The sequence below is a fragment of the Streptomyces sp. NPDC036822 genome, from assembly GCF_055609145.1.
In genome coordinates, this window is the sequence record NZ_JBVJPY010000001.1 from 781,077 (window position 1) to 802,461 (window position 21,385).

Consider the following 21,385-nt stretch of genomic DNA (forward strand, 5'->3'; position numbering starts at 1 on the left):
TTGTCCCGTACCGCCCGAGGTGGACCGTCGGCCTGTGGACGACCGGGCTCCTGTGGAGAACCCGGTCACCCCGGAGACTGGCCCCGGCTCCGCGGCCCCGGCCCCACGCGGGCCAGGCCCCACGCGAATCAGGCCCGCGCGGGTCAGGCCTCGCGCGACCCCGCGTACATGTCCTCGATGAGGTGCTGGTACGTGCGCTCCACCACGGGCCGCTTCATCTTCAGGCTCGGCGTGAGTTCGCCGTGCTCGACGTCGAGGTCGCGCGGCAGGAGACGGAACTTCTTGATCGTCTGCCAGCGCTGCAGGCCCTCGTTGAGGCGGTCGACGTAGCCCTGGACCAGCTTCTCGGTCTCGGGAGCGGCGACGACCTCCGCGTAGGACTTGCCGCCGAGGCCCTGCTCAGCCGCCCAGCCGAGGATGGCGGGCTCGTCGAGGGCGATGAGCGCGCTGCAGTAGTTGCGGTCGGCACCGAGGACCACGATGTTGGAGACGAACGGGCAGACGGCCTTGAACTGGCCCTCGACCTCGGTCGGCGCGATGTACTTTCCGCCCGACGTCTTGAACAGGTCCTTCTTGCGGTCGGTGATCCGCAGGTAGCCGTCGGCCGACAGCTCGCCGATGTCGCCGGTGTGGAACCAGCCGTCCGGCTCCAGGACCTCGGCCGTCTTCTCCGGCAGGCCGTGGTAGCCCTCCATGATGCCGGGGCCGCGCAGCAGGATCTCGCCGTCGTCGGCGATGCGGACCTCGCAGCCGGGCAGCGGCTTGCCGACCGTGCCGGTGCGGTACGCCTCGCCGGGGTTGACGAAGCTCGCCGCGCTGGACTCGGTGAGGCCGTACCCCTCCAGGATGTGGATGCCGGCGCCGGAGAAGAAGTAGCCGATCTCGGGCGCCAGGGCGACCGATCCGGAGACCGCGGCGCGGAGCCGGCCGCCGAACGCCTCGCGCAGCTTCTTGTAGACCAGCGCGTCGGCGATCTTGTGCTGGGTGGCGAGCCCGAAGGGGGCGGAGGCGGTGCCGGTGCGGCGGAAGTTGTCCTGGGTGACCTTGGCGTACTCGCGGGCGACGCCGGCGGCCCACTGGAAGATCTTGTACTTGGCGCCACCGCCCTCGCGCGCCTTGGCGGCGACCCCGTTGTAGACCTTCTCGAAGATGCGGGGCACGGCGGCCATGTACGTCGGCTGGACGACCGGCAGGTTCACGATGATCTTGTCGATGCGGCCGTCGACGGCGGTGACGTGTCCGACCTCGATCTGTCCGGAGGTCAGCACCTTGCCGAAGACGTGCGCGAGCGGCAGCCACAGGTACTGGACGTCGTCCTTGGTGACCAGGCCGGTCGACGCGATGGCCTTGGCCATGTACGACCAGTTGTCGTGCGGGAGGCGGACGCCCTTGGGGCGACCGGTGGTGCCCGAGGTGTAGATGAGGGTGGCGAGCTGGTCGGCGGTGATGGCCGCGACGCGCTCCTTGACGGCCTCGGCGTGCTTCTCCAGGTACGCCTTCCCGCGCGTCTCCAGGTCGGCGAGGGTCAGGACCCAGTCGTCGGTCTCGACGCCGGTGGGGTCGATGACGACGACGTGGTGGAGGCCGGGCAGCTCGGCGCGGCGCTCACGGGCCTTGGCCACCTGGGCCGCGTCCTCGGCGATGAGGACCTTGGACTCGGAGTCGGCGAGGATGAACGCCGACTCCTCGGCGTTGGTCTGCGGGTACACGGTGGTGGTCGCGGCGCCCGCGCACATCACGCCGAGGTCGACCAGGATCCACTCCACCCGGGTGGCGGAGGCCAGCGCCACCCGCTCCTCCGACTGGATTCCGAGGTCGATCAGACCGGCGGCGATGGCGTAGACCCGCTCGGCGGCCTGCTCCCAGCTGAGCGACTTCCATTCGTCGGGACCCTGGCCGGAGGCGGCCGGGACCGGATAGCGATAGGCCTCCGCGTCGGGAGTCCGCGCCACGCGCTCAAGGAAGAGGGTCGCCACGGAGGGCGGCCGGTTCTCGATCTGGGTCAGTGTGTCGCTCACGACGTCCTCCGGGCGGCGGCGGTGCCTGCTGGTGGTGCGATCTGGCGGTGCGTATCTAACTGGCGAGTAACCTGCGATCCGGGATCAGAGTAGATGGCCGAAGTCCGGTGCGTAAGAGCCTGCGGGCCGCCGCTTGATACCCGGTTGATAACAGAACGAACGCCGAACGGGCCCCCGCACCATGCGTGCGGGGGCCCGTTCGGTGTATCCGTCAGCTAATCGTCCGATCGATCGGAGGTCCGATCGGGTGACCCGGCAGGCCGCCCCGGCCCGGGCGGGCTCGGCCGGCCGACTACTTCTTGGTCTTGCCGCCCGCGGAGTCGTCGCTCGACAGCACGGCGATGAAGGCCTCCTGCGGGACCTCCACCGAGCCGACCATCTTCATCCGCTTCTTGCCTTCCTTCTGCTTCTCCAGCAGCTTCCGCTTACGGGAGATGTCACCGCCGTAGCACTTGGCGAGGACGTCCTTGCGGATCGCGCGGATGGTCTCGCGGGCGATGACCCGGGAGCCGATGGCGGCCTGGATGGGCACCTCGAACGCCTGCCGCGGGATCAGCTCGCGCAGCTTGGCGACGAGCCGCACGCCGTACGCGTACGCCGCGTCCTTGTGGGTGACCGCCGAGAAGGCGTCCACCTTGTCGCCGTGCAGCAGGATGTCCACCTTGACCAGGCTGGAGGCCTGCTCGCCGGTGGGCTCGTAGTCGAGGGAGGCGTATCCGCGGGTCTTGGACTTCAGCTGGTCGAAGAAGTCGAAGACGATCTCGGCGAGGGGGAGGGTGTAGCGGATCTCCACCCGGTCCTCGGAGAGGTAGTCCATGCCCAGCAGCGTGCCGCGGCGGGTCTGGCACAGCTCCATGATCGCGCCGATGAACTCGCTCGGGGCGAGGATCGTGGCGCGTACGACCGGCTCGTACACGTCACTGATCTTGCCCTCGGGGAACTCGCTCGGGTTGGTGACCGTGTGCTCGCTGCCGTCCTCCATGACCACGCGGTAGACCACGTTGGGGGCGGTGGCGATCAGGTCGAGACCGAACTCGCGCTCCAGACGCTCCCGGATCACGTCCAGGTGGAGCAGACCGAGGAAGCCGACGCGGAAGCCGAAGCCGAGCGCGGCGGAGGTCTCCGGCTCGTAGACCAGCGCGGCGTCGTTGAGCTGGAGCTTGTCGAGGGCCTCGCGCAGGTCCGGGTACTCCGAGCCGTCCAGCGGGTAGAGCCCCGAGAAGACCATGGGCTTCGGGTCCTTGTACCCGCCGAGCGCCTCCGTGGCGCCCTTGTGCAGGGAGGTGATCGTGTCACCGACCTTGGACTGACGGACGTCCTTCACGCCGGTGATGATGTAGCCGACCTCGCCGACGCCGATGCCGTCGGCCGACGTCATCTCGGGGGACGAGACGCCGATCTCCAGGAGTTCGTGGGTGGCGCCGGTCGACATCATCTTGATGCGCTCGCGCTTGTTGAGCTGTCCGTCGACGACACGGACGTACGTCACGACACCGCGGTACGAGTCGTAGACCGAGTCGAAGATCATCGCGCGGGCGGGGGCGTCGGCGACACCGACGGGGGCCGGCACGTTCTGCACGACCCGGTCCAGGAGCGCCTCGACGCCCAGGCCCGTCTTGGCGGAGACCTTGAGCACGTCCTCGGGCTGGCAGCCGATGAGGTTGGCGAGCTCCTCGGAGAACTTCTCCGGCTGGGCGGCCGGCAGGTCGATCTTGTTCAGTACGGGGACGATGGTGAGGTCGTTCTCCATCGCCAGGTACAGGTTCGCGAGGGTCTGCGCCTCGATGCCCTGGGCCGCGTCCACGAGCAGGACCGTGCCCTCGCAGGCGGCGAGGGAGCGGGAGACCTCGTACGTGAAGTCGACGTGCCCGGGGGTGTCGATCATGTTGAGGATGTGGGTCCTGCCCTGACCCGCGCCCTCGGTGGGCGCCCAGGGAAGACGGACCGCCTGGGACTTGATGGTGATGCCGCGCTCGCGCTCGATGTCCATCCGGTCGAGGTACTGGGCGCGCATCTGCCGTTGGTCGACGACACCGGTCAGCTGGAGCATCCGGTCGGCAAGGGTCGACTTGCCGTGGTCGATGTGCGCGATGATGCAGAAGTTGCGGATCAGCGCCGGGTCGGTACGGCTCGGCTCGGGCACGTGGGTAGGAGTCGCGGGCACGCAGGGTCTCGTCTCGGGGCGATGTCGGATCGATACGTAGGCTCCATGGTCCCACGAGTGCGGTGCGGCGCTCGGTTTGGGCGGCACCGAGGGCGCCTGATACCGTGGACAGCTGTGTCTCGTACGCCCTCTCAGCTACGGGTCACACACTCAGAAACATCATCGAACCTGAAAAGGCTCTTTTCGTGGCGAACATCAAGTCCCAGATCAAGCGGAACAAGACGAACGAGAAGGCGCGCCTGCGCAACAAGGCCGTCAAGTCCTCGCTCAAGACCGCGATCCGCAAGGCCCGCGAGGCCGTCGCCGCGGGTGACGTCGAGAAGGCCGTCGTGGCTTCCCGCGCCGCCTCCCGCGCGCTCGACAAGGCTGTCTCGAAGGGTGTCATCCACAAGAACGCCGCCGCCAACAAGAAGTCGGCGCTGGCCACCAAGGTTGCCGCCCTGCAGGGCTGAGCTCTGATGTGACGCCGGACGGGACCCAGCGGGCCCTCTCTCCCGCTCCCAACCGGCACCCCGGACTCGTACGCGATACGCGTTCGCCACGCGTGTACGAGCCCACCCAGTCTTACGCCGAAGGCCCCGTCCCTCTCCTTCCCCAGGAGAGGGACGGGGCCTTCGCCGTACGCCGGACCGGCCGGCGGGGCCTGTGGCGGGCCGGCTGGACAGGCGGGACCTTCGCCGGACTGGCGGGCCGGCTGGACAGGCGGGACCTTCGCCGGACTGGCGGGCCGGCTGGACAGGCGGGACCTTCGCCGGACCGGCCGGACTCTCGCCGGACCGACCGGACCGGCAGAACCTTCAGCAGGCCGGCGGCCCCGGCTAGCGGCTAGCCGCGGAGTCTGGCCGCCCTCGCCACCGCGACGACCGCCTTCTCCAGGGCGTACTCCGGGTCGTCGCCGCCGCCCTTCACGCCCGCGTCCGCCTCGGCCACCGCGCGCAGGGCGAGCGAGACGCCGTCCGGCGTCCAGCCCCGCATCTGCTGGCGGACGCGGTCGATCTTCCAGGGCGGCATGCCCAGCTCCCTGGCCAGGTCCGCCGGCCGGCCTCCGCGTGCCGACGACAGCTTGCCGATCGCGCGGACGCCCTGGGCGAGCGCGCTGGTGATGAGGACCGCCGGGACTCCGGTCGAGAGCGACCAGCGCAGCGCTTCGAGCGCCTCCGCGGCCCGTCCCTCCACCGCCCGGTCGGCGACGTTGAACGAGGACGCCTCGGCCCGGCCCGTGTAGTACCGCCCGACGATCGCCTCGTCGATGGTGCCCTCCACGTCCGCGGTCAGCTGCGAGACAGCCGAGGCCAGCTCCCGCAGGTCGCTGCCGATGGAGTCGACCAGGGCCTGGCACGCCTCGGGCGTGGCCGAGCGCCCCAGCGCCCGGAACTCCTGCCGCACGAACGTCAGCCGCTCCGCAGGCTTCGTCGTCTTCGGGCAGGCCACCTCGCGGGCGCCCGCCTTGCGCGCCGCGTCGAGCAGGCCCTTGCCCTTGGCGCCGCCCGCGTGGAGCAGCACGATCGTGATCTCCTCGATCGGGGCGTCGATGTACGCCTTGACGTCCTTGATCGTGTCGGCGGAGAGGTCGTGGGCGTTGCGCACGATCAGGACCTTGCGCTCGGCGAAGAGCGACGGACTCGTCAGCTCCGCCAGCGTGCCGGGCTGGAGCTGGTCGCTGGTGAGGTCGCGTACGTCCGTGTCGGCGTCGGTGGCGCGGGCGGCCGCCACCACCTCCCGCACGGCTCGGTCGAGGAGCAGGTCCTCCTGGCCCACGGCGAGCGTCACGGGGGCGAGGAGGTCGTCGGTCGAATTCTTCCTGGGTGCCATCGCCTCCCAGCATCCCACGGGCCACCGACACCCCGGCCCGGGTGGCTGCGGCCGTACCGGAGAATGGCCCGGTGAGCGAACGACACGTACTCGTACTGCCGGACCGCGACGCCGCCGAGGAGGTCGCCGAGGAGCTGCCCGCCCGCTTCGGCGTCGCCGAGGAGCCGCAGCTCGTCAGGGACGCCCTCGCGGGTGAGGACGACGCGGAGGACGCCCAGTGGCTGGTCGTCGTGGAGGACCCGGAGAGCCGGCTGGACGCGGGGGCGCTCGACGCGCTCGCCGCGGAGTACGAGGGCTGGCTGGAAGCTCCGTAGCGCGGCGGGTGGCGGAGGTTTCTTCGGCTCGTGCCCCCGAAATCCTTGGGTCCGGCGCTCGGCCCAGCGTCAGGCCGTGGGGGCCGTCGGACCGCCGTCCGCCCGGCGGGGACGCTCCCCCAGGGGGCGGAGGACCGGCAACTCGGACAGCACGATGCCGAACAGATCGCGGTAGGCGGCGCGCACCTCGTCGTCACCGTCCAGCAGCCGCTCGGTGCGCCGGCCGTGCGCGCGGGTGACGAGCTTGTGGCCGCTGAGCGTGATCCGGCCCTCCTCGGTCAGCCGGGAGCAGACAAGTGAGCGCGTGAAGTGCGAGTCCGGTGAGGTGCGGTGGTACCAGGCGCCCGCCGTGAAGTCGGCCGCGACCCGCGGCCGCGGCTCCAGCCGGTACTGCGGCTTCCCGTCCCGCAGCACGTCCAGATCCCCTTCGTCCGTCTCCGTGATGCGGAACGTGCCGCCCGGATCCGCCTGGTCACCGCGCTCGTCCAGGGCCGTCGGGAAGTGGCTGTGGTCGCCGAAGCCGACGTCCGCGAGCCATCGCCCCTCCGGTGTCTCCACGACGACGCCCATGTGGTCGTACGGGATGCCGAGCCGGCCCTCGCCGTCGAAGCACCGCGCCTGGACGAGGGCGACCGGGAAGCCGAGCGCGCGGAGCAGGACGGCGAACGCGGTGTTGAGCTCGTAGCAGAAGCCGCCCCTGCGGGCGCCGACCACCTTGTCGAGCAGCGCCTTCTCCTCCAGGACGACGTCCTCGCCGAGGTGGAGGGAGAGGTTCTCGAAGGGGACGCTCCGCAGGTGCCGCAGATGCAGGTCGCGCAGGGCCGCCACGTCGGGCCGGGCCGGGCGCGCGGCGCCGATGCGCCGGAGGTAGGCGTCGACCGTCGCGGGGGAAGGCCAGGTGGTCGGGTCGGTCTGCGGGGCGGGTTCCGGGGCGGCGGTCATCCGTCCAGTCTGCCCGGGCGGACGCCGGGTGATCCAGGACCTCAGGCCACGGGGACGGCCTCCTCGGCCGGTGCGGGCAGGTCGCGGGTACGGGGCAGTGGTGACGGCAGCAGCCACAGGACGGCGAACACCGCTCCGACGGTCGCGACCCACAGCGTCGGACGCAGTCCGATCGCGGTGCCGAGGAAGCCGCCGGCGAGGGCGCCGAGCGGACGGAAGCCGTGGTTCAGCGTCCGGAACGCACCCATGACCCGGGCCCGGACGGCGTCGGGTATCAGCGCCATCTGGAAGGAACCGGCGGCGATGTCGACGATCACCACCCCGACGCAGGACAGGAACTCCGCGCCGAACAGCAGGGCGACGACCAGGGCGGTGGGCCCTTCGGCGAGGGGGATGAGCAACAGCGGCAGGGTGAAGCCGAGGAAGCCGCCCATGATCGACGGCCCGATGCCGAACCGCCGCACGACCGCCCCCGCACACGCGACGCCGATCAGCCCTCCCACGGCTCCGGCGCCCAGGACCGCGCCGAGCACGCCCGCGCTCAGGCCGAGTTCGGCCGTCGCGTACAGCACGAACAGGGTGTGGAACATGTAGTTGAAGAACTGGATCGTGCCGGAGGCCGCGAACAGGGCGCGCATGGAGGGGTTCCGCACGACCCAGCGCAGTCCCGCGGTGAAGTGCCCCTTCCCGACCGGCGCGGGCGGAGGTTCGACGGGGTCGATCCTGGCCAGGAAGCCCGCCGAGAGCAGGTAGGTGAGGGCGTCGGCGAGCAGCGCGAAGGGGGCGGTGAGGACCTGCACCAGCACGCCGCCGATGCCCGGGCCGGCCAGCCAGGCGGTGGAACGGCCGCCGTTGACCAGGGCTTGGGCCTGGACGTAGCGCTCGGTGGGGACGAGGGCCACGAACAGCGCGGCGTTGCATGCCTCGAACAGCACGCTCAGCGCCCCGACCCCGAACGCGACCGCGTAGAGCTGTCCGAGCGTGAGGGCGTCGAGCAGGTACGCGACGGGGAGCGTCACCAGGAGCGCCGCCCGTCCGAGGTCGGCGGCGATCATGGCGCGTCTCCGGCGTGCCTGCCGGTCGGCCCAGGCGCCGAGAGGCAGGTTGAGCAGGAGCGCGGGCAGCAGCTCGGCCGTCTTGAGCCAGCCCATCTCGGCGGCGTCGGCCCCCAGGACGAGCACCGCGGCGAGGGGGATCGCGATGAGCGATATCTGGTCCCCGACGAGCGAGACCGTCTGGCCCGTCCAGTACCGCCGGAAGGAGCGCTCTCGCAGGAGCGCCGGCACGCGGGCGGCGAGTCTCATCTCTCACTCCTCGTCAGGGGCGACCCGCTCGGCGGGCTCGGCGTCAGGGGCGGGCTCGGCGTCGGCTTGGGCGTCACCGGCGGCTTCACGGGTGGGGTCGGCGTCGGCGTCACGGGGCGGCGCGCTCGTCGGGGTCGACGGGGGCGACGGACCGGCCGGGGTCGACCGGGTCGACCGGGTCGAGCGCGTCGCCCCGTGCGGCGAGGGTCTCGCGGTCGAGGTAGGCGATCCGCAGCACGCTGACGGGCCTGGCCCCCTCCGGCCGGAGCGACGGGTCCGTCTCACGGTCCTCGTAGGGCCGCAACAGGTCGTCGACCCGCTCGCCCCACGCCGTCAGCTCGGCGGGCGTGAGGTAGACGAGGGAGTCGCCGAGCTGCTCGGCCTCCCGCCACTCCCGCGGCAGGCTCCGCCGGTCCTCCATGGCCTTCAGGACCCGCCCGAAGTACAGCTCGGCGACCGCGGCGCTGAGCGCGTCCGCCGCCTCCGCGACCGAGGCGTCCTCGCTGTCCCCCGGCCAGTCGGTGTACCGGGCCGTCGCCCGCCAGGGCTTCTCCCGCCCCCGGCCGCCCGGCGCCTCCTCCACGAGCCCGTACTTCGCGAGTATCCGCAGGTGGTACGAGCAACTGGCCACCGACTCCCCGGTCAGCTCGGCCGCCCGGGTGGCGGTGAACGGCCCGTCTGCCCGCAGCATCCCCACGAGCCGCATCCGCGTGGGATGCGCGTACGCCCGCAGGGCCCGGGGGTCCGTGAGGCTGATACTGCGCGGCTGTTCGTGCTTCTCCTCCATGATGTAAAGATAGCTTTAGAAAGCTTCCTTTACAAGGAGGAGCGCCGCTCATGAACCCTCTCCCCTCGGCAGGGCGCGCAGGGCCGAGCCCGGCCCCGACACCGCGATCGCGCCGTCCCGGTCCGTCCTGAGCACCCGCGCCCCGCCGGCCCGCAGAGCGTCGAGGGTCCGGGGCGAGGGGTGTCCGTACGGGTTGTCGCGCCCCGTGGACACCAGGGCCAGCCGGGGCCGGACCGCCCGCATCAGCCCGGGATCCTGGTGCGCCGAACCGTGATGGGCGACCTTGAGCACGTCCACCGGACGCAGAGCCGGGTAGGCCCGCGACAGGCCACGCTGGGCGGGAGGTTCGAGGTCTCCCAGGAGAAGCAGCGTCAGCCCTCCCGCCGTCCGCACGAGCAGGGTGACGCTGGCGTCGTTCGGCCCGGACTCCTTCGCCCCCACCGCGCCCGGCGCCGCCCGGGGCCACAGCACCTGCCACTCCAGCGTCCCCAGACGCCGTCGTTCCCCGGGCACGGCCCGGACGACCGGGACCCCGGCCGCGGCCGCCGTGCGCCGTACGAAGGCGGCCTGCCCCGGCGGATCGTCCAGCCCCGTCGTCTGGATCGCCCCGACGGCCCGCCCCCGCATCACCCCCGCCAGGCCGGCGACATGGTCCGCGTGGAAGTGCGTGAGGACGAGCAGCGGGATCCGGCGGATCCCGAGGTCACGCAGGCACCGGTCCACCAGCGCCGGATCGGGCCCGGCGTCCACCACGACGGCCGTCCCGCCGCCGCCCGCAAGGACGGTGGCGTCCCCCTGTCCGACCTGACACATCGCGAACGCCCAGTCCGGCGGCGGCCATCCCGTGACCAGCCGGGCCAGCGGCGCCGGCCGGACGACCACGACGAGCAGCAGGACGGCGCATCCGGCACCGATCCACCGCCGCCACGGCAGCTTCCGCGCGCCGAGCACCAGCAGCAGGCAGACGGCCGCCAGGAGCAGCCCGCCCGGCAGGCCTCCCGGCCAGGTCACCTCCGCGCCCGGCAGCGCCGCCCCGGCGCGGGCCACCGTGGCGATCCACTCGGCGGGCCAGGCCGCGACCCGGGCGACCAGCTCCGCGGCCGGCAGGGACACCGGTGCCAGCGCGAGGACGGCGAACCCGAGCACTGTCGCGGGTGCTACCGCCGGCTCCGCGAGGAGGTTGGCGGGGATCGCGACCAGGCTCACCCGGGCGGCGAAGACCGCCACCACCGGCGCGCACACCGCCTGGGCCGCCAGAGCGGCGGCCAGCGCCTCCGCCGCACGTCCCGGCACCCGGCGCCGCCGCAGGGCGTCGCTCCAGCGGGGCGCGATCGTGAGCAGCGCCCCGGTGGCGAGCACGGACAGCAGGAATCCGTAACTCCGGGCCAGCCACGGGTCGTACAGCACCAGCAGCAGCACCGCCGCGGCGAGCGCGGGAAGCAGCGATCGGCGCCGCCCCGTGCCGATGGCGAGCAGGGCGACCAGGCCGCAGGCCGCCGCCCGCAGCACGCTCGGATCGGGCCGGCAGACGATGACGAAGGCCAGGGTGAGTCCGCCCCCGAGCAGCGCCGTGGAGCGCAGCGGGATGCCGAGCCGCGGCGCGAGCCCTCCGCGCTCCGCGCGCAGGGCGCTGCCGGGGCGGCCGACCAGGAGCAGCAGCACGATCGTGAGGTTGGATCCCGAGACCGCCAGCAGATGGGTGAGGTCCGTGGCCTGGAAGGCGTCGCTCAGTTCGGGCTCGATCCGCGAGGTGTCCCCCACGACCAGGCCGGGCAGGAGCGCCCGCGCGTCCGGCCCGAGGCCCTCGGTGGCCCGTCGCAGTCCGGCCCGCAGCTTCCCCGCCGTGCGCTGCGGGGCGCTCGGCGGGCCCGTGATCCGTGGGGGGCCCGCCCCCTCGACCCGCAACACCGCCGCGAACGGCTCGCCCTGACGGGTCGTCGGAGCGAGACGGCCGTCGACCCGCAGCCGCGTGGAGGGCAGCAGCCGCAGCCACCGCTCCCGGCCCTCTCCCGCCGGCACGATCACCAGGACCGGCGTCCTGGTCCGGTGCGCCGACCCGTCGGGCCTCGCGATCCTGGCCACCTCGGCCCGCAGCACGACGGAGGCCGGGGCCGCGTGGTCGCCCCGGATCCGGGGCCGCGTGAGCCGCGCGTCGGAGGTGACCGCCAGCTCGGCGCTCACCCGGGCGTACTCCCCCGCGAGGGCGGGCACCGGCCCTCGCGTCAGGTCCGCCGCGTGCAGCCCGCCGGACGCGGCACCGGCCGCCGCGCAGAGCAGCGCCGCCGCCGTCGCGGTGGCTCTGAGCCGCCACGCCGCTTGGCGCCGGGCCCGGGTCGCCACCGGGAGGAGCAGGAGCGACGCTCCGGCGAGGCAGGCCAGCACCCCGCCCAGCGCCCACCATCCGGGGACACCGACCGCGACCGCGGCCGCTCCCCAGGCCGCCAACGCCGGTGGCACGAGCCGCAGATCGGCCGGCCCCTCGTCGCCCGGACCGCGCGGTTCACGGCCGCCGACGGGCCCGTCGGCGGCCGGACCGGGCGCGTGCCGAACCAGGGTGAGCGCACGCGCCCCCGTCCCCTGCCGGCTCACGGCCGGACCAGGGGTTCGAGATCCGCGAACCGGCGCTCACCGATGCCGTTGACCTCACGCAGCTCGGCGACGGACCGGAACCCGCCGTGTTCCACGCGGTGGTCGACGATGTGCCGGGCCAGGACCGGCCCGACGCCGGGCAGGGTGTCGAGCTGCTCCACCGTGGCCGTGTTGAGGCTCAGGGGCATCGCCCGCGTCCCGGCCACGGCGCCGCCGCCCGCACCGGCGCCGGCGAGGGAGCCGCTCACCGGTCCGCCGCCCGTCGCCGGCAGACCGACCACGACCTGTTCACCGTCCATGAGGACCCGGGCCCTGTTGAGACCGGTGACGTCCGTCCCCGGCCGGACTCCTCCGGCCGCGCGCAGGGCGTCCGCCACCCGAGATCCGCTCGGCAGGGTCAGCACCCCGGGCCTCAGCACCTTGCCGCCGACGTCGACCACCACCGCCGACGGCGGTGCCCCCGACGTCGGGGCGGGGAGCGCCGTGGCCGGAGGAGACGCCCCGCTCTCCGGCAGCGGCGCGGTCCGCACGAACTCGGGTGCGCGGACCGCCTCGGGCCGTCCCGCCCAGAAGTAGCGCCCTGCCAGCCCCGCGGCCACCAGCAGGACCACGGCCAGCGCGGCCAGCGCCCTCGGTTCGAGGCCGCACCTCGACTGCACCCACAGCGGCAGCCGTTCCCCGAGCGCGAGCGCCCACCGCTCCCGCCTCCGGGGTCCCGCTCGCTCCGGCCGCTCCGGCTCCACGGCCGGTGCGGCGACGACAGTGGAGGCAGGAGGATCGGCGGGGCCGGGATCCCCGGCGGGCGGGAAGAGGGCCTCGCCCCGCTCCCTGACGGCCGCGGCGGCCGCCGCGAGCGCGCGCCTTCTACGGACCCGCCGCGGGGAACGCCCGGGAGGCGAGCCGCGCCCGCCGCCACGGGACCGGCCGTCCGACCCGGGCGCCCGCCCGGGACCACTGGTCGCGGCCGAGGTCCTCGCGCGCGGCACCGCCGCCGGGGCCCGCTGCCCGGAAGGCACGGGTGCCGTGGCCGGCAAGGAGGAAGCGCGCGCTCCCGAGGAGGCCGAGGGCGCGGCAGGCGGGGGCGACGCGGACGGTACGGACGACGTCGGACGTGAGTCGGAAGGTGTGCGAAGAGCCATGGACAAGACGGTAGGCACGTCGACCGCAACCGGCCGAGACCTCTCTATTTCGGTGCAGAGAGGGCCAGTTGTGGATAACTCCGTCACTCACACGAGGGAAGGCTCACCGAGGGAAAGACCCGCCCGAGGAAGAGGACAGAGCACGGTCAGCGGGGCGAGACCACGACGGCCAGGAGCCCGGGCCCCGTGTGGGCGCCGATCACCGCTCCCACTTCGCTCACCTGCAAGGCCTCCACCCCGGTCATCCGCGCCCGCAGGCGGTCGGCCAGGACGGCGGCCCGCTCGGGCGCGGACAGGTGGTGCACGGCGACGTCCACCGGCCCGGTCCCCGCCCGCTCCACGGCGATCTCCTCGAGACGGGCGATCGCCTTCGACGCCGTGCGTACCTTCTCGCGCAGTTCGATCCGCCCGCCGTCGAGTTCGAGGAGGGGCTTCACCGCGAGCGCGGAGCCCAGCAACGCCTGGGCGGCTCCGATGCGCCCTCCCCTGCGGAGGTACTCCAGCGTGTCGACGTAGAAGAAGGCGGAGGTGCCCGAGGCTCGCTTCTCGGCCGCCGCGACGGCCTCGTCGAGCGAGCCGCCCGCCTCCACGACCTCGGCCGCCGCCAGCGCGCAGAACCCGAGCGCCATCCCGACCATGCGGGTGTCCACGACCCGTACGGGTACGGGAGCGTCCTTGGCCGCCAGGACGGCGGCGTCGTACGTACCGGAGAACTCGCCGGAGAGATGGAGCGAGACGATGCTCCCCGCGCCGGCCTCGGCCAGGGAGCGATAGGTGGCCGCGAAGACCTCGGGGCTCGGCCGCGAGGTGGTCACCGGCCGTCGCTTCTGGAGGGCCTGGGCCAGGGAGCGCGCCGAGATCTCGGTGCCTTCCTCAAGGGCCCGGTCACCGATGACGACCGTCAGCGGCACTGCTGTGATGCCGTGCCGCTCCATCGTCTGGGGTGGCAGGTAGGCCGTGGAATCGGTGACGATCGCGACATGCCGGGACATGAGCGGGAGGTTACCCGCCGAGACCGCCCCACGGCAGCCCGGCCCCCGCCCGGCGACCACTCGCGTCAGGTGGTGGTCTCCGGCCGCGCCGACTTCTCCCACGGATAGCCCGCCTGGCGCGGGTCGCGCCCGGTGATCGCGGGCGGAGCCTGACGGTCCCGTTCGCCGCCGTTCGCCCCGGTCGCGCCCTGCGTGCCGGACGCCTCGGGCTCCGCGTCGGATTCCGCGGGCCAGACCTGTTCCCGCGCGGCCTCCGGCTCCGCCGTACCCGCTTCGGGCCAGGAGAAGTCGGCCGCGTCGCGCCCCCGCGCGTCCGCGTCCGACCAGTGGCGCAGGGCCCCGGCCTCCACGTCGATCTGCGCGCTCAGCGAGGACAGGTCGTCCTCGGCGAACTTCTGCGCCCGGTCCCTGGCCGCCCAGCGCAGGGAGTCCGCCGACCTCGTGATCTGCTCGGTGCGCTGCCGCAGATCGGCGAGCTGGCCGGACACCCTCACCCGGTCCGGCTCCCGCTCCAGCCGCTTGAGCTCACCGTCCAGCTCCTGCCCGTGGGCGCTCAGCCGGTGGAAGAGGTCGAGGGTCTCCTTCAGCGAGGCGTCCTCCGCGACACCCGCTCGCAGGGCCTCCTGCGTGGCCCGCATCGACGTGCGCAGCGAAAGACGCAGCTGGGCCAGTTCGCCGGCGACGCCGACCTGGCCGAAGCTCTTGGCGCGCAGCGTCGTGTCCTCGACCGTGCGCCGGGCCTGTGTGATCGTGCGGTCGACGCCGCGCTTGGCGGCCTTGGCGACCTTCACCGTGGCGTACACCCCCAGCGCCACGAAGGCGAAGAAGAGCAGCGCCAGGATCACGATGACGGCTTCCATGTGCGCCCCTCCGGCGGTTTCGAGTCCTCGGCGGTCGAGTTCCCGCGGTTGTCGTTCCTCCACGGTAAACGGAAGGGGCAGGCCGAGGGTTCCATCGGAACCCCCAACCTGCCCGTAGGGGAAACCCCTCACACCTCGCCGGGTCGCGGCCTCGGCCTCCCGCCGGGGCCGCGACGGCGCTGTCCGGCCTGTCCTAGGCCGTGTCCGTCACGTCTCGTCCGGGTCGCGGCGCCCGCCCTCCGGGCGGACGCCGATACCTTCCGGATATCCCTAGGCGACGATGTTGACCAGCTTCGGCGCGCGCACGATCACCTTGCGGACCTGCGCCCCGCCCAGCGCCGCGACCACGTGCGCGTCGCCCAGTGCCAGCGCCTCCAGCTCCGCGTCGGTGATCGACGGGGAGACCTCCAGGCGCGCCTTGACCTTGCCCTTGATCTGGACGACGCAGGTCACCGTCTCGTCCACGACGTACGCCGGGTCGGCCGCCGGGAAGTCCTGGTGGACGACCGAGCCGGTGTGGCCCAGCTTGCGCCACAGCTCCTCGGCGATGTGCGGGGCCAGCGGGGCGACCAGCAGCACCAGTTGCTCGGCGACCGGCCGGGAGACCGCGCCGCCCGCCTTCGTCAGGTGGTTGTTCAGCTCGGTGACCTTGGCGATGGCGGTATTGAAGCGCATGGCCGCCATGTCCTGCGAGACGCCGTCGATGGCCTTGTGCAGGGCGCGCAGCGTGTCCTCGTCGGGCGCGGTGTCCACGACGGTGACCTCACCGGTCGACTCGTCGACGATGTTGCGCCACAGGCGCTGCAGCAGCCGGTACTGGCCGACCACCGCGCGCGTGTCCCACGGCCGGGAGACGTCCAGGGGGCCCATGGCCATCTCGTACAGGCGCAGCGTGTCGGCGCCGTACTCGGCGCAGATCTCGTCCGGGGTGACGGCGTTCTTCAGGGACTTGCCCATCTTGCCCAGGACGCGGCTGACCTTCTCGCCCTGGTACCAGAAGCCGCCGTCACGCTCCTCCACCTCGGCCGCCGGGACGGCGATCCCGCGCGCGTCGCGGTAGACGAAGGCCTGGATCATGCCCTGGTTGTAGAGCTTGTGGAACGGCTCGGCGGAGGAGACGTGGCCCAGGTCGAACAGCACCTTGGACCAGAACCGGGCGTACAGCAGGTGCAGTACGGCGTGCTCGGCGCCGCCGACGTACAGGTCGACGCCGCCGGTCGGCATGCCTTCGCGCGGGCCCATCCAGTACTGCTCGATGGCGGGGTCGACCAGCTTCTCGGAGTTGTTCGGGTCCAGGTAGCGCAGCTCGTACCAGCAGGAACCGGCCCAGTTGGGCATGGTGTTGGTCTCGCGGCGGTACTTCTTCGGCCCGTCGCCCAGGTCCAGGGTGACGTTGACCCAGTCCTCGTTGCGCGACAGCGGGGTCTCGGGCTGGGTGTCGGCGTCGTCCGGGTCGAAGGTGCGCGGGGAGTAGTCCTCGACCTCCGGCAGCTCCAGCGGCAGCATCGACTCGGGCAGCGAGTGCGCGACGCCGTCCTCGTCGTAGACGATCGGGAAGGGCTCGCCCCAGTAGCGCTGGCGGCTGAACAGCCAGTCCCGCAGACGGAAGTTGACGGTGCCTTCGCCGATGCCGCGGTCGGCCAGCCAGGCGGTGATCCTCGCCTTGGCGTCGACGACGCCCAGGCCGTCCAGGGAGATCTCGTCGTTCGCGGAGTTCACCAGCTTCGCCTCGTACGAGGAGAAGGCGTCGTCCCAGGTGGAGGGGTCGGTGCCGCGGTCGTCCGAGGGCTGGACGACGCAGCGCATCGGCAGCTCGAAGGCGCGGGCGAAGGCGAAGTCCCGGGAGTCGTGCGCCGGGACGGCCATGATCGCGCCGGTGCCGTAGCCCATCAGGACGTAGTCGGCGATGAAGACGGGGACGCGCTCGCCACTGACCGGGTTGATCGCGTACGCGCCGGTGAAGACGCCGGTCTTGTCCTTGGCCTCGGCCTGGCGCTCGACGTCGGACTTGGAGGCGGCCTGCTTGCGGTAGGCGTCGACGGCCTCGGCCGGCGTGGCGTGCCCGCCGGTCCACACGTCGTGGGTGTCCTCGGGCCAGGCGGCCGGGACGATCTTCTCGACCAGGTCGTGTTCCGGGGCCAGGACCATGTAGGTGGCGCCGAACAGGGTGTCCTGGCGGGTGGTGAAGACGGTGATGGCGCCGGCGTCGCCGACCCGGAAGTCGACACGGGCGCCCTCGGAGCGGCCGATCCAGTTGCGCTGCTGCAGCTTGATGGCCTCGGGCCAGTCCAGCGCGTCCAGGTCGTCCAGCAGACGGTCCGCGTAGGCGGTGATGCGCATGTTCCACTGGCGCAGCTTGGCCTTGAAGACGGGGAAGTTGCCGCGCTCGGAGCGGCCGTCGGCGGTGACCTCCTCGTTGGCCAGGACCGTGCCCAGGCCGGGGCACCAGTTGACGGGCGCGTCGGAGGCGTACGCCAGGCGGTACTCGCCCAGGACGTCGGAGCGCTCGGCGGGGCTCAGCTGGCTCCACGCGCGCGTGCCGGGGATGTCACGGGTGCCGTTCTCGAACTGCTCGACCAGCTCGGCGATCGGACGGGCCCTGCCCGCCTCCTCGTCGTACCAGGAGTTGAAGATCTGCAGGAAGATCCACTGGGTCCACTTGTAGTACTCCGGGTCGATCGTGGCGAACGACCGGCGCTTGTCGTGGCCCAGGCCCAGCCGGCGCAGCTGGACCTTCATGTTCTCCATGTTGGCCTCGGTGGACACGCGCGGGTGCGTGCCCGTCTGCACGGCGTACTGCTCCGCCGGCAGGCCGAAGGCGTCGAAGCCCAGGGTGTGCAGGACGTTGTGGCCGGTCATGCGCTGGTGGCGGGCGTAGACGTCCGTGGCGATGTAGCCCAGCGGGTGACCGACGTGCAGGCCCGCACCGGAGGGGTACGGGAACATGTCCATGATGAACTTCTTGGGCCGTGCGGCGGTCTCCGGGTCGCCCGCCAGGTCGCCGGAGGGGTTCGGCGCCTCGTAGGTGCCCTCGGCGTCCCAGAAGTCCTGCCAGCGTGCCTCGATGTCGGCGGCCATGGCCGCCGTATAACGATGCGGGGCCGCCGTCTCGGCAGCCGAATTCATCTCGCTCATGATCCCTGAAGCTCCATCGATCGTCTCTGCCCACTGCCACGCAATGCCACGAAATGAAAAATCCCCTCGCACAGGAGGGGACGCCGCGCCGATTCCGACCGGATCTTTCATCCGTCGGGACTGATCAGCGCGGCTCGCTAAGCAGAAGGCGTACGGCACGCATGGCGTCAGGGTACCGCAGGGCCCGAGCGGCCCGCACCGGCGTTCCACCCCCCGGGCCGGACCCCTCCGCACCTGCGTGTCCCCGCCCGCTCCGGCCCGAGCGGCGCGCACGGCGTCCGGGTTACTCCGCGTAACGACCCTATCCGGGGCAACCCCAGAGTCAGTTGTCCTCCGGGCGCCCCGTAAACGAGCAAACCCCCTACTGCCTGGTATGGAGCGACTTAGCATGCGGCAACGGGACCGCTTATCCGCACCATTCCGGAGTCGCCCCCATGAACCCTCATCGCAAGATCCGTACTTCTCCCGTCACGCGAACCGGTATGAGCCGGCCGGTTCGGGGCGGACTTTCGGTCGCGGCACTGGTGATCATTCCGCTGCTCGCCATAGGCGGCAGCGACGCTTTCCGCGCCGCGCTCGATTTCACCACCGGCGTGCTCTCGCTGGTCTCCCTGACGGCCTCGGTCGCCTGGGGCCTCATAGCCAGCGACCGCCTGCTGCTCTCCACCCGGCACCGCCTTCTCGCACAGGGCGTCCACCGGGCCACCGCCATCGCCTCCCTCGGCTTCCTGCTGCTGCACGGCACGGTCAAGGTCTCCCTGGGCCATGTCGAACCGATCGGGGCGCTGATCCCGTTCGGCCTCGGCGTCACCGGCGCGGCGGGACTCGTCGGCTTCGGCTCGCTCGCCGGACTGCTGATGGTGATCGCCGCCGCGACCGGCGCACTGCGGAGCACCCTGGCCGGCCGCGGCGGGTTCGCCGCCCGCTGGCGTCCGCTGCACATGCTGGCCTACCCCGCCTGGTGCTTCGCCCTGGTCCACGGCCTGTACGCGGGCCGGCAGGCGGCCACCTGGGTCGTCGTCATGTACTGCCTCGCGCTGGCGGCGGTCGCCGCCGCCGTCTCGCTGCGGCTGCTGCCCGCCCCCACGCAGCGCGAGCTCGCCGAACGGCTCGCCGCGCTCCTCGCCGCCGTGGAAGGACGTCGGCGCGGCTCCCGGAGCGGCGGGCAGCACGCGGCGTCCGGCCCGTCCGCCGCGGCCGCGTCGTCCGCCGCCTTCCCCGGCGGGCGGGACCGGGGCCCGGTCGAGGAGAGCCGTGACGAGCCTCCGACCCTGTCCGCCGAGTGGCTGGACCGCCCCGTCGCCCGCCCCCCGTTGAACGCACCGCTCCCCCCGCCCGTACCGCAGTTGTACGAGGCCGCGCCCGAGCTGTACGAGACGGCGCCACCGCGCTACGAGGCCACGCCGCCCCGGTACGAGGCGGCGGCCCCCGGGCCGGACGAGGGGGCGCAGGCGCCCCCGCGCGCGGGCGCCGGTTTCTCGGCCGCCTACCGCGTGGTCTCGCGCAGTCCCTTCCCCGCCCCGGGCGCACCCGCCCCCGACGCGTCCGGCCCCCCGCTGGCCGAGCGCGTCCCGATGACCGAGGAGCTTCCCGTCGTCCCCGATCTTCCGCCCCGCGACCCCTCTCCCCGCCCCGGCTACTGGCCCACGCCGTCGCCGCCGATGCCGACCTACGCGACCCCGCCGCCGGCGGGCGAGCCCTGGACGGCACCGGGAGGGGACCGCCTGTGAACGTTCCGCTTCCCGACGTCCCCGAGGTCCGCGTGGTCGGGCTGCCGCAGCTCACCCAGGGCTTCGACCTGGTCGAGCGGTTGAATCTCGGCATGCATCTGAAGGTGCACGGGCCGCTGGAGCCCATGGGCGGCGAGGTGCTGGCCCAGCTCGCGGACGACATATCCCTGAAGGGGCGCGGTGGCGCCGGTTTTCCCTTCGGCCGCAAGCTCAGAGCCGTCGGCCAGGCGGCGATCCGCCGCGGGGTGCGCCCTGTCGTGGTGGTCAACGGCAGTGAGGGGGAGCCGGCCTGCAGGAAGGACACGGTGCTCCTCAACCGGGCCCCGCACCTGATCCTGGACGGTGCCCTGCTGGCCGCGGAGGCCCTCGGCGCCCGGACCCTGATCGTCGCCGTGACGCGCAACTCCACGGAGATCTCCGTCCGGTCGGCGCTGGCCGAGCGAGGTCTCTCGGACCGCCGCGGACAGGCGCTGCGGGCGCGCGTCGTGCGGACGCCCGAGCGGATGGTCTCCGGTGAGGCGTCCGCGGTCATCCGCGCGGCCGGCGGCGGGCCGGCCCTGCCGCAGGGCCGCCGCGAGCGGGCGGCGGAGTCGGGGGTGGGCGGGCTGCCCACGCTGCTCTCCAACGCGGAGACGTTCGCGCAGCTGGCGATCGCCGGCCGGATCGGCCCCCGCCGCTTCGGCCACTCCGGTCTGGACACCGAGCCCGGCACCGTCCTGCTCACGATCTCGGGCGCGGTCGCGCGTCCCATGGTGGTCGAGGTCCCGACGGGCGTCCCGCTGCGGTACGTCCTGATGCTGGCCGGGGCCCCGCCGCTGCCGCAGGGCGTCCTCACGGGCGGGTACCACGGCAACTGGATCGACTCGACGGCCGTCCACAACGCCGTCGTCTCGCGCGCCTCGATGGCGGCCGTCGGCGGCGCCCTGGGCGCCGGGGCGATCCTGCCGATCGGCCCCGAGACCTGCCCGCTCGGCGAGTCGCTGCGCGTCGCGAACTGGCTGGCGGCGGAGACGGCCGGCCAGTGCGGCCCGTGCCGGCTCGGTCTGCCCGCGGCGGCGGGCGGCCTTTCGGACGTGTTGAACGGAGGCGGCCCGGCGGCGCTCGAGGCGCTGCGGGAGGTGACCCAGGCCGTGAAGGGGCGGGGGGCGTGCAAGCACCCGGACGGTTCGGCCCGCTTCTTCGCCTCGACGCTGTCGGCGTTCACGGACGACCTGGCGGCCCATGTCCTCGACGGGGGGTGCGGCCGGCCGACGATCGGGGTGCTGCCGCTGCCCGCTGCGGGCTACCAGGACGCGGAGGAGTCGATCCCGAGCGGCGAGAAGCTGGCCGTGGACTGGACGCTGTGTCAGGGCCACGGCCTGTGCGCGGACATCGTGCCGGAGCTGATCAGGCTGGGCCCGGACGGATACCCGGCGCTCGCCGACGCCTCCGTGCCGATGCATCTGCGGGGGCGTGCGCAGCGCGCCGTTCGCCGCTGTCCGGCGCTGGCGCTGCGGATCGAGGCGCCGCCCCGGGAACAGGCCGCGCTGCCGCCCGTGACGGGCCGCAAGGCCCTGGGCCCGGGCCGGGGCTGACGGCACGTCGGGGGGTGAGGCCGGG

General features: G+C 73.0%; 15 protein-coding genes. 4 read left to right on the forward strand and 11 right to left on the reverse strand.

The annotated features are described in order from the left end of the window. Positions 1-143: 143 nt before the first annotated feature. Both ACZ68P_RS03640 and lepA read right to left on the reverse strand, forming a co-directional pair. Entirely contained in the window at positions 144-2,018 is a 1,875-nt protein-coding gene (locus ACZ68P_RS03640) for an AMP-dependent synthetase/ligase (protein WP_471001977.1), read from the reverse strand. A gap of 292 nt (positions 2,019-2,310) precedes the next feature. Then, complete coding sequence (lepA, locus tag ACZ68P_RS03645) at positions 2,311-4,182, reverse strand: translation elongation factor 4 (protein WP_471001980.1); 1,872 nt, start codon at positions 4,180-4,182, stop codon at positions 2,311-2,313. A 185-nt stretch (positions 4,183-4,367) separates the two neighbouring features. Here lepA and rpsT point away from each other — a divergent pair, with 185 nt between their 5' ends. Continuing rightward, positions 4,368-4,634: a 30S ribosomal protein S20 gene (gene rpsT, locus ACZ68P_RS03650; protein WP_137989361.1), complete on the forward strand. Its 267-nt coding sequence runs from the start codon at positions 4,368-4,370 to the stop codon at positions 4,632-4,634. A gap of 373 nt (positions 4,635-5,007) precedes the next feature. On the opposite strand, the gene holA is transcribed toward rpsT, so the two are convergent. After that, entirely contained in the window at positions 5,008-5,994 is a 987-nt protein-coding gene (holA, locus tag ACZ68P_RS03655) for a DNA polymerase III subunit delta (protein ID WP_471001984.1), read from the reverse strand. Positions 5,995-6,065: 71 nt separating this feature from the next. Between holA and ACZ68P_RS03660 the strand changes: the two genes are divergently transcribed. Continuing rightward, positions 6,066-6,308: a hypothetical protein gene (locus tag ACZ68P_RS03660; protein ID WP_471001986.1), complete on the forward strand. Its 243-nt coding sequence runs from the start codon at positions 6,066-6,068 to the stop codon at positions 6,306-6,308. Positions 6,309-6,377: 69 nt separating this feature from the next. Here the strand turns inward: ACZ68P_RS03660 and ACZ68P_RS03665 are convergent, their stop codons facing one another. From ACZ68P_RS03665 to leuS, 8 genes are all read right to left on the reverse strand, one after another. Next, positions 6,378-7,250 carry an arylamine N-acetyltransferase family protein gene (locus ACZ68P_RS03665; protein ID WP_471001989.1) on the reverse strand — a complete coding sequence of 291 codons (873 nt, stop codon included), beginning with the start codon at positions 7,248-7,250 and terminating at the stop codon, positions 6,378-6,380. A 41-nt stretch (positions 7,251-7,291) separates the two neighbouring features. Beyond that, complete coding sequence (locus ACZ68P_RS03670; RefSeq protein ID WP_471001993.1) at positions 7,292-8,554, reverse strand: MFS transporter; 1,263 nt, start codon at positions 8,552-8,554, stop codon at positions 7,292-7,294. Positions 8,555-8,663: 109 nt separating this feature from the next. Next, positions 8,664-9,341 (reverse strand): winged helix-turn-helix domain-containing protein, encoded by a 678-nt coding sequence (locus ACZ68P_RS03675; protein ID WP_471001997.1) that lies wholly within the window; start codon positions 9,339-9,341, stop codon positions 8,664-8,666. A gap of 48 nt (positions 9,342-9,389) precedes the next feature. Next, positions 9,390-11,930, reverse strand: coding sequence for a ComEC/Rec2 family competence protein (locus ACZ68P_RS03680; protein WP_471002002.1), 2,541 nt, complete (start codon positions 11,928-11,930; stop codon positions 9,390-9,392). Continuing rightward, on the reverse strand, positions 11,927-12,673 hold the full coding sequence (locus ACZ68P_RS03685; RefSeq protein ID WP_471002004.1) for a ComEA family DNA-binding protein: 747 nt from the start codon (positions 12,671-12,673) through the stop codon (positions 11,927-11,929). The genes ACZ68P_RS03680 and ACZ68P_RS03685 overlap by 4 nt, the downstream gene beginning before the upstream one ends. Positions 12,674-13,215: 542 nt before the next feature. Next, positions 13,216-14,061, reverse strand: coding sequence for a DegV family protein (locus ACZ68P_RS03690; RefSeq protein WP_471002007.1), 846 nt, complete (start codon positions 14,059-14,061; stop codon positions 13,216-13,218). Between the two features lie 65 nt (positions 14,062-14,126). Beyond that, positions 14,127-14,921, reverse strand: a complete 795-nt coding sequence (locus ACZ68P_RS03695) for a hypothetical protein (protein WP_471002009.1) — start codon at positions 14,919-14,921, stop codon at positions 14,127-14,129. Between the two features lie 270 nt (positions 14,922-15,191). Then, complete coding sequence (gene leuS, locus ACZ68P_RS03700) at positions 15,192-18,056, reverse strand: leucine--tRNA ligase (RefSeq protein WP_471002011.1); 2,865 nt, start codon at positions 18,054-18,056, stop codon at positions 15,192-15,194. Between the two features lie 482 nt (positions 18,057-18,538). Here leuS and ACZ68P_RS03705 point away from each other — a divergent pair, with 482 nt between their 5' ends. Both ACZ68P_RS03705 and ACZ68P_RS03710 read left to right on the forward strand, forming a co-directional pair. Further along, entirely contained in the window at positions 18,539-19,786 is a 1,248-nt protein-coding gene (locus ACZ68P_RS03705; RefSeq protein ID WP_471002014.1) for a hypothetical protein, read from the forward strand. Then, the gene (locus ACZ68P_RS03710) at positions 19,783-21,360 is read left to right on the forward strand and encodes an NADH-ubiquinone oxidoreductase-F iron-sulfur binding region domain-containing protein (RefSeq protein ID WP_471002017.1); all 1,578 of its coding nucleotides are present in this window, start codon (positions 19,783-19,785) and stop codon (positions 21,358-21,360) included. Before ACZ68P_RS03705 ends, ACZ68P_RS03710 begins: the two co-directional genes overlap by 4 nt. Positions 21,361-21,385 lie beyond the last annotated feature (25 nt).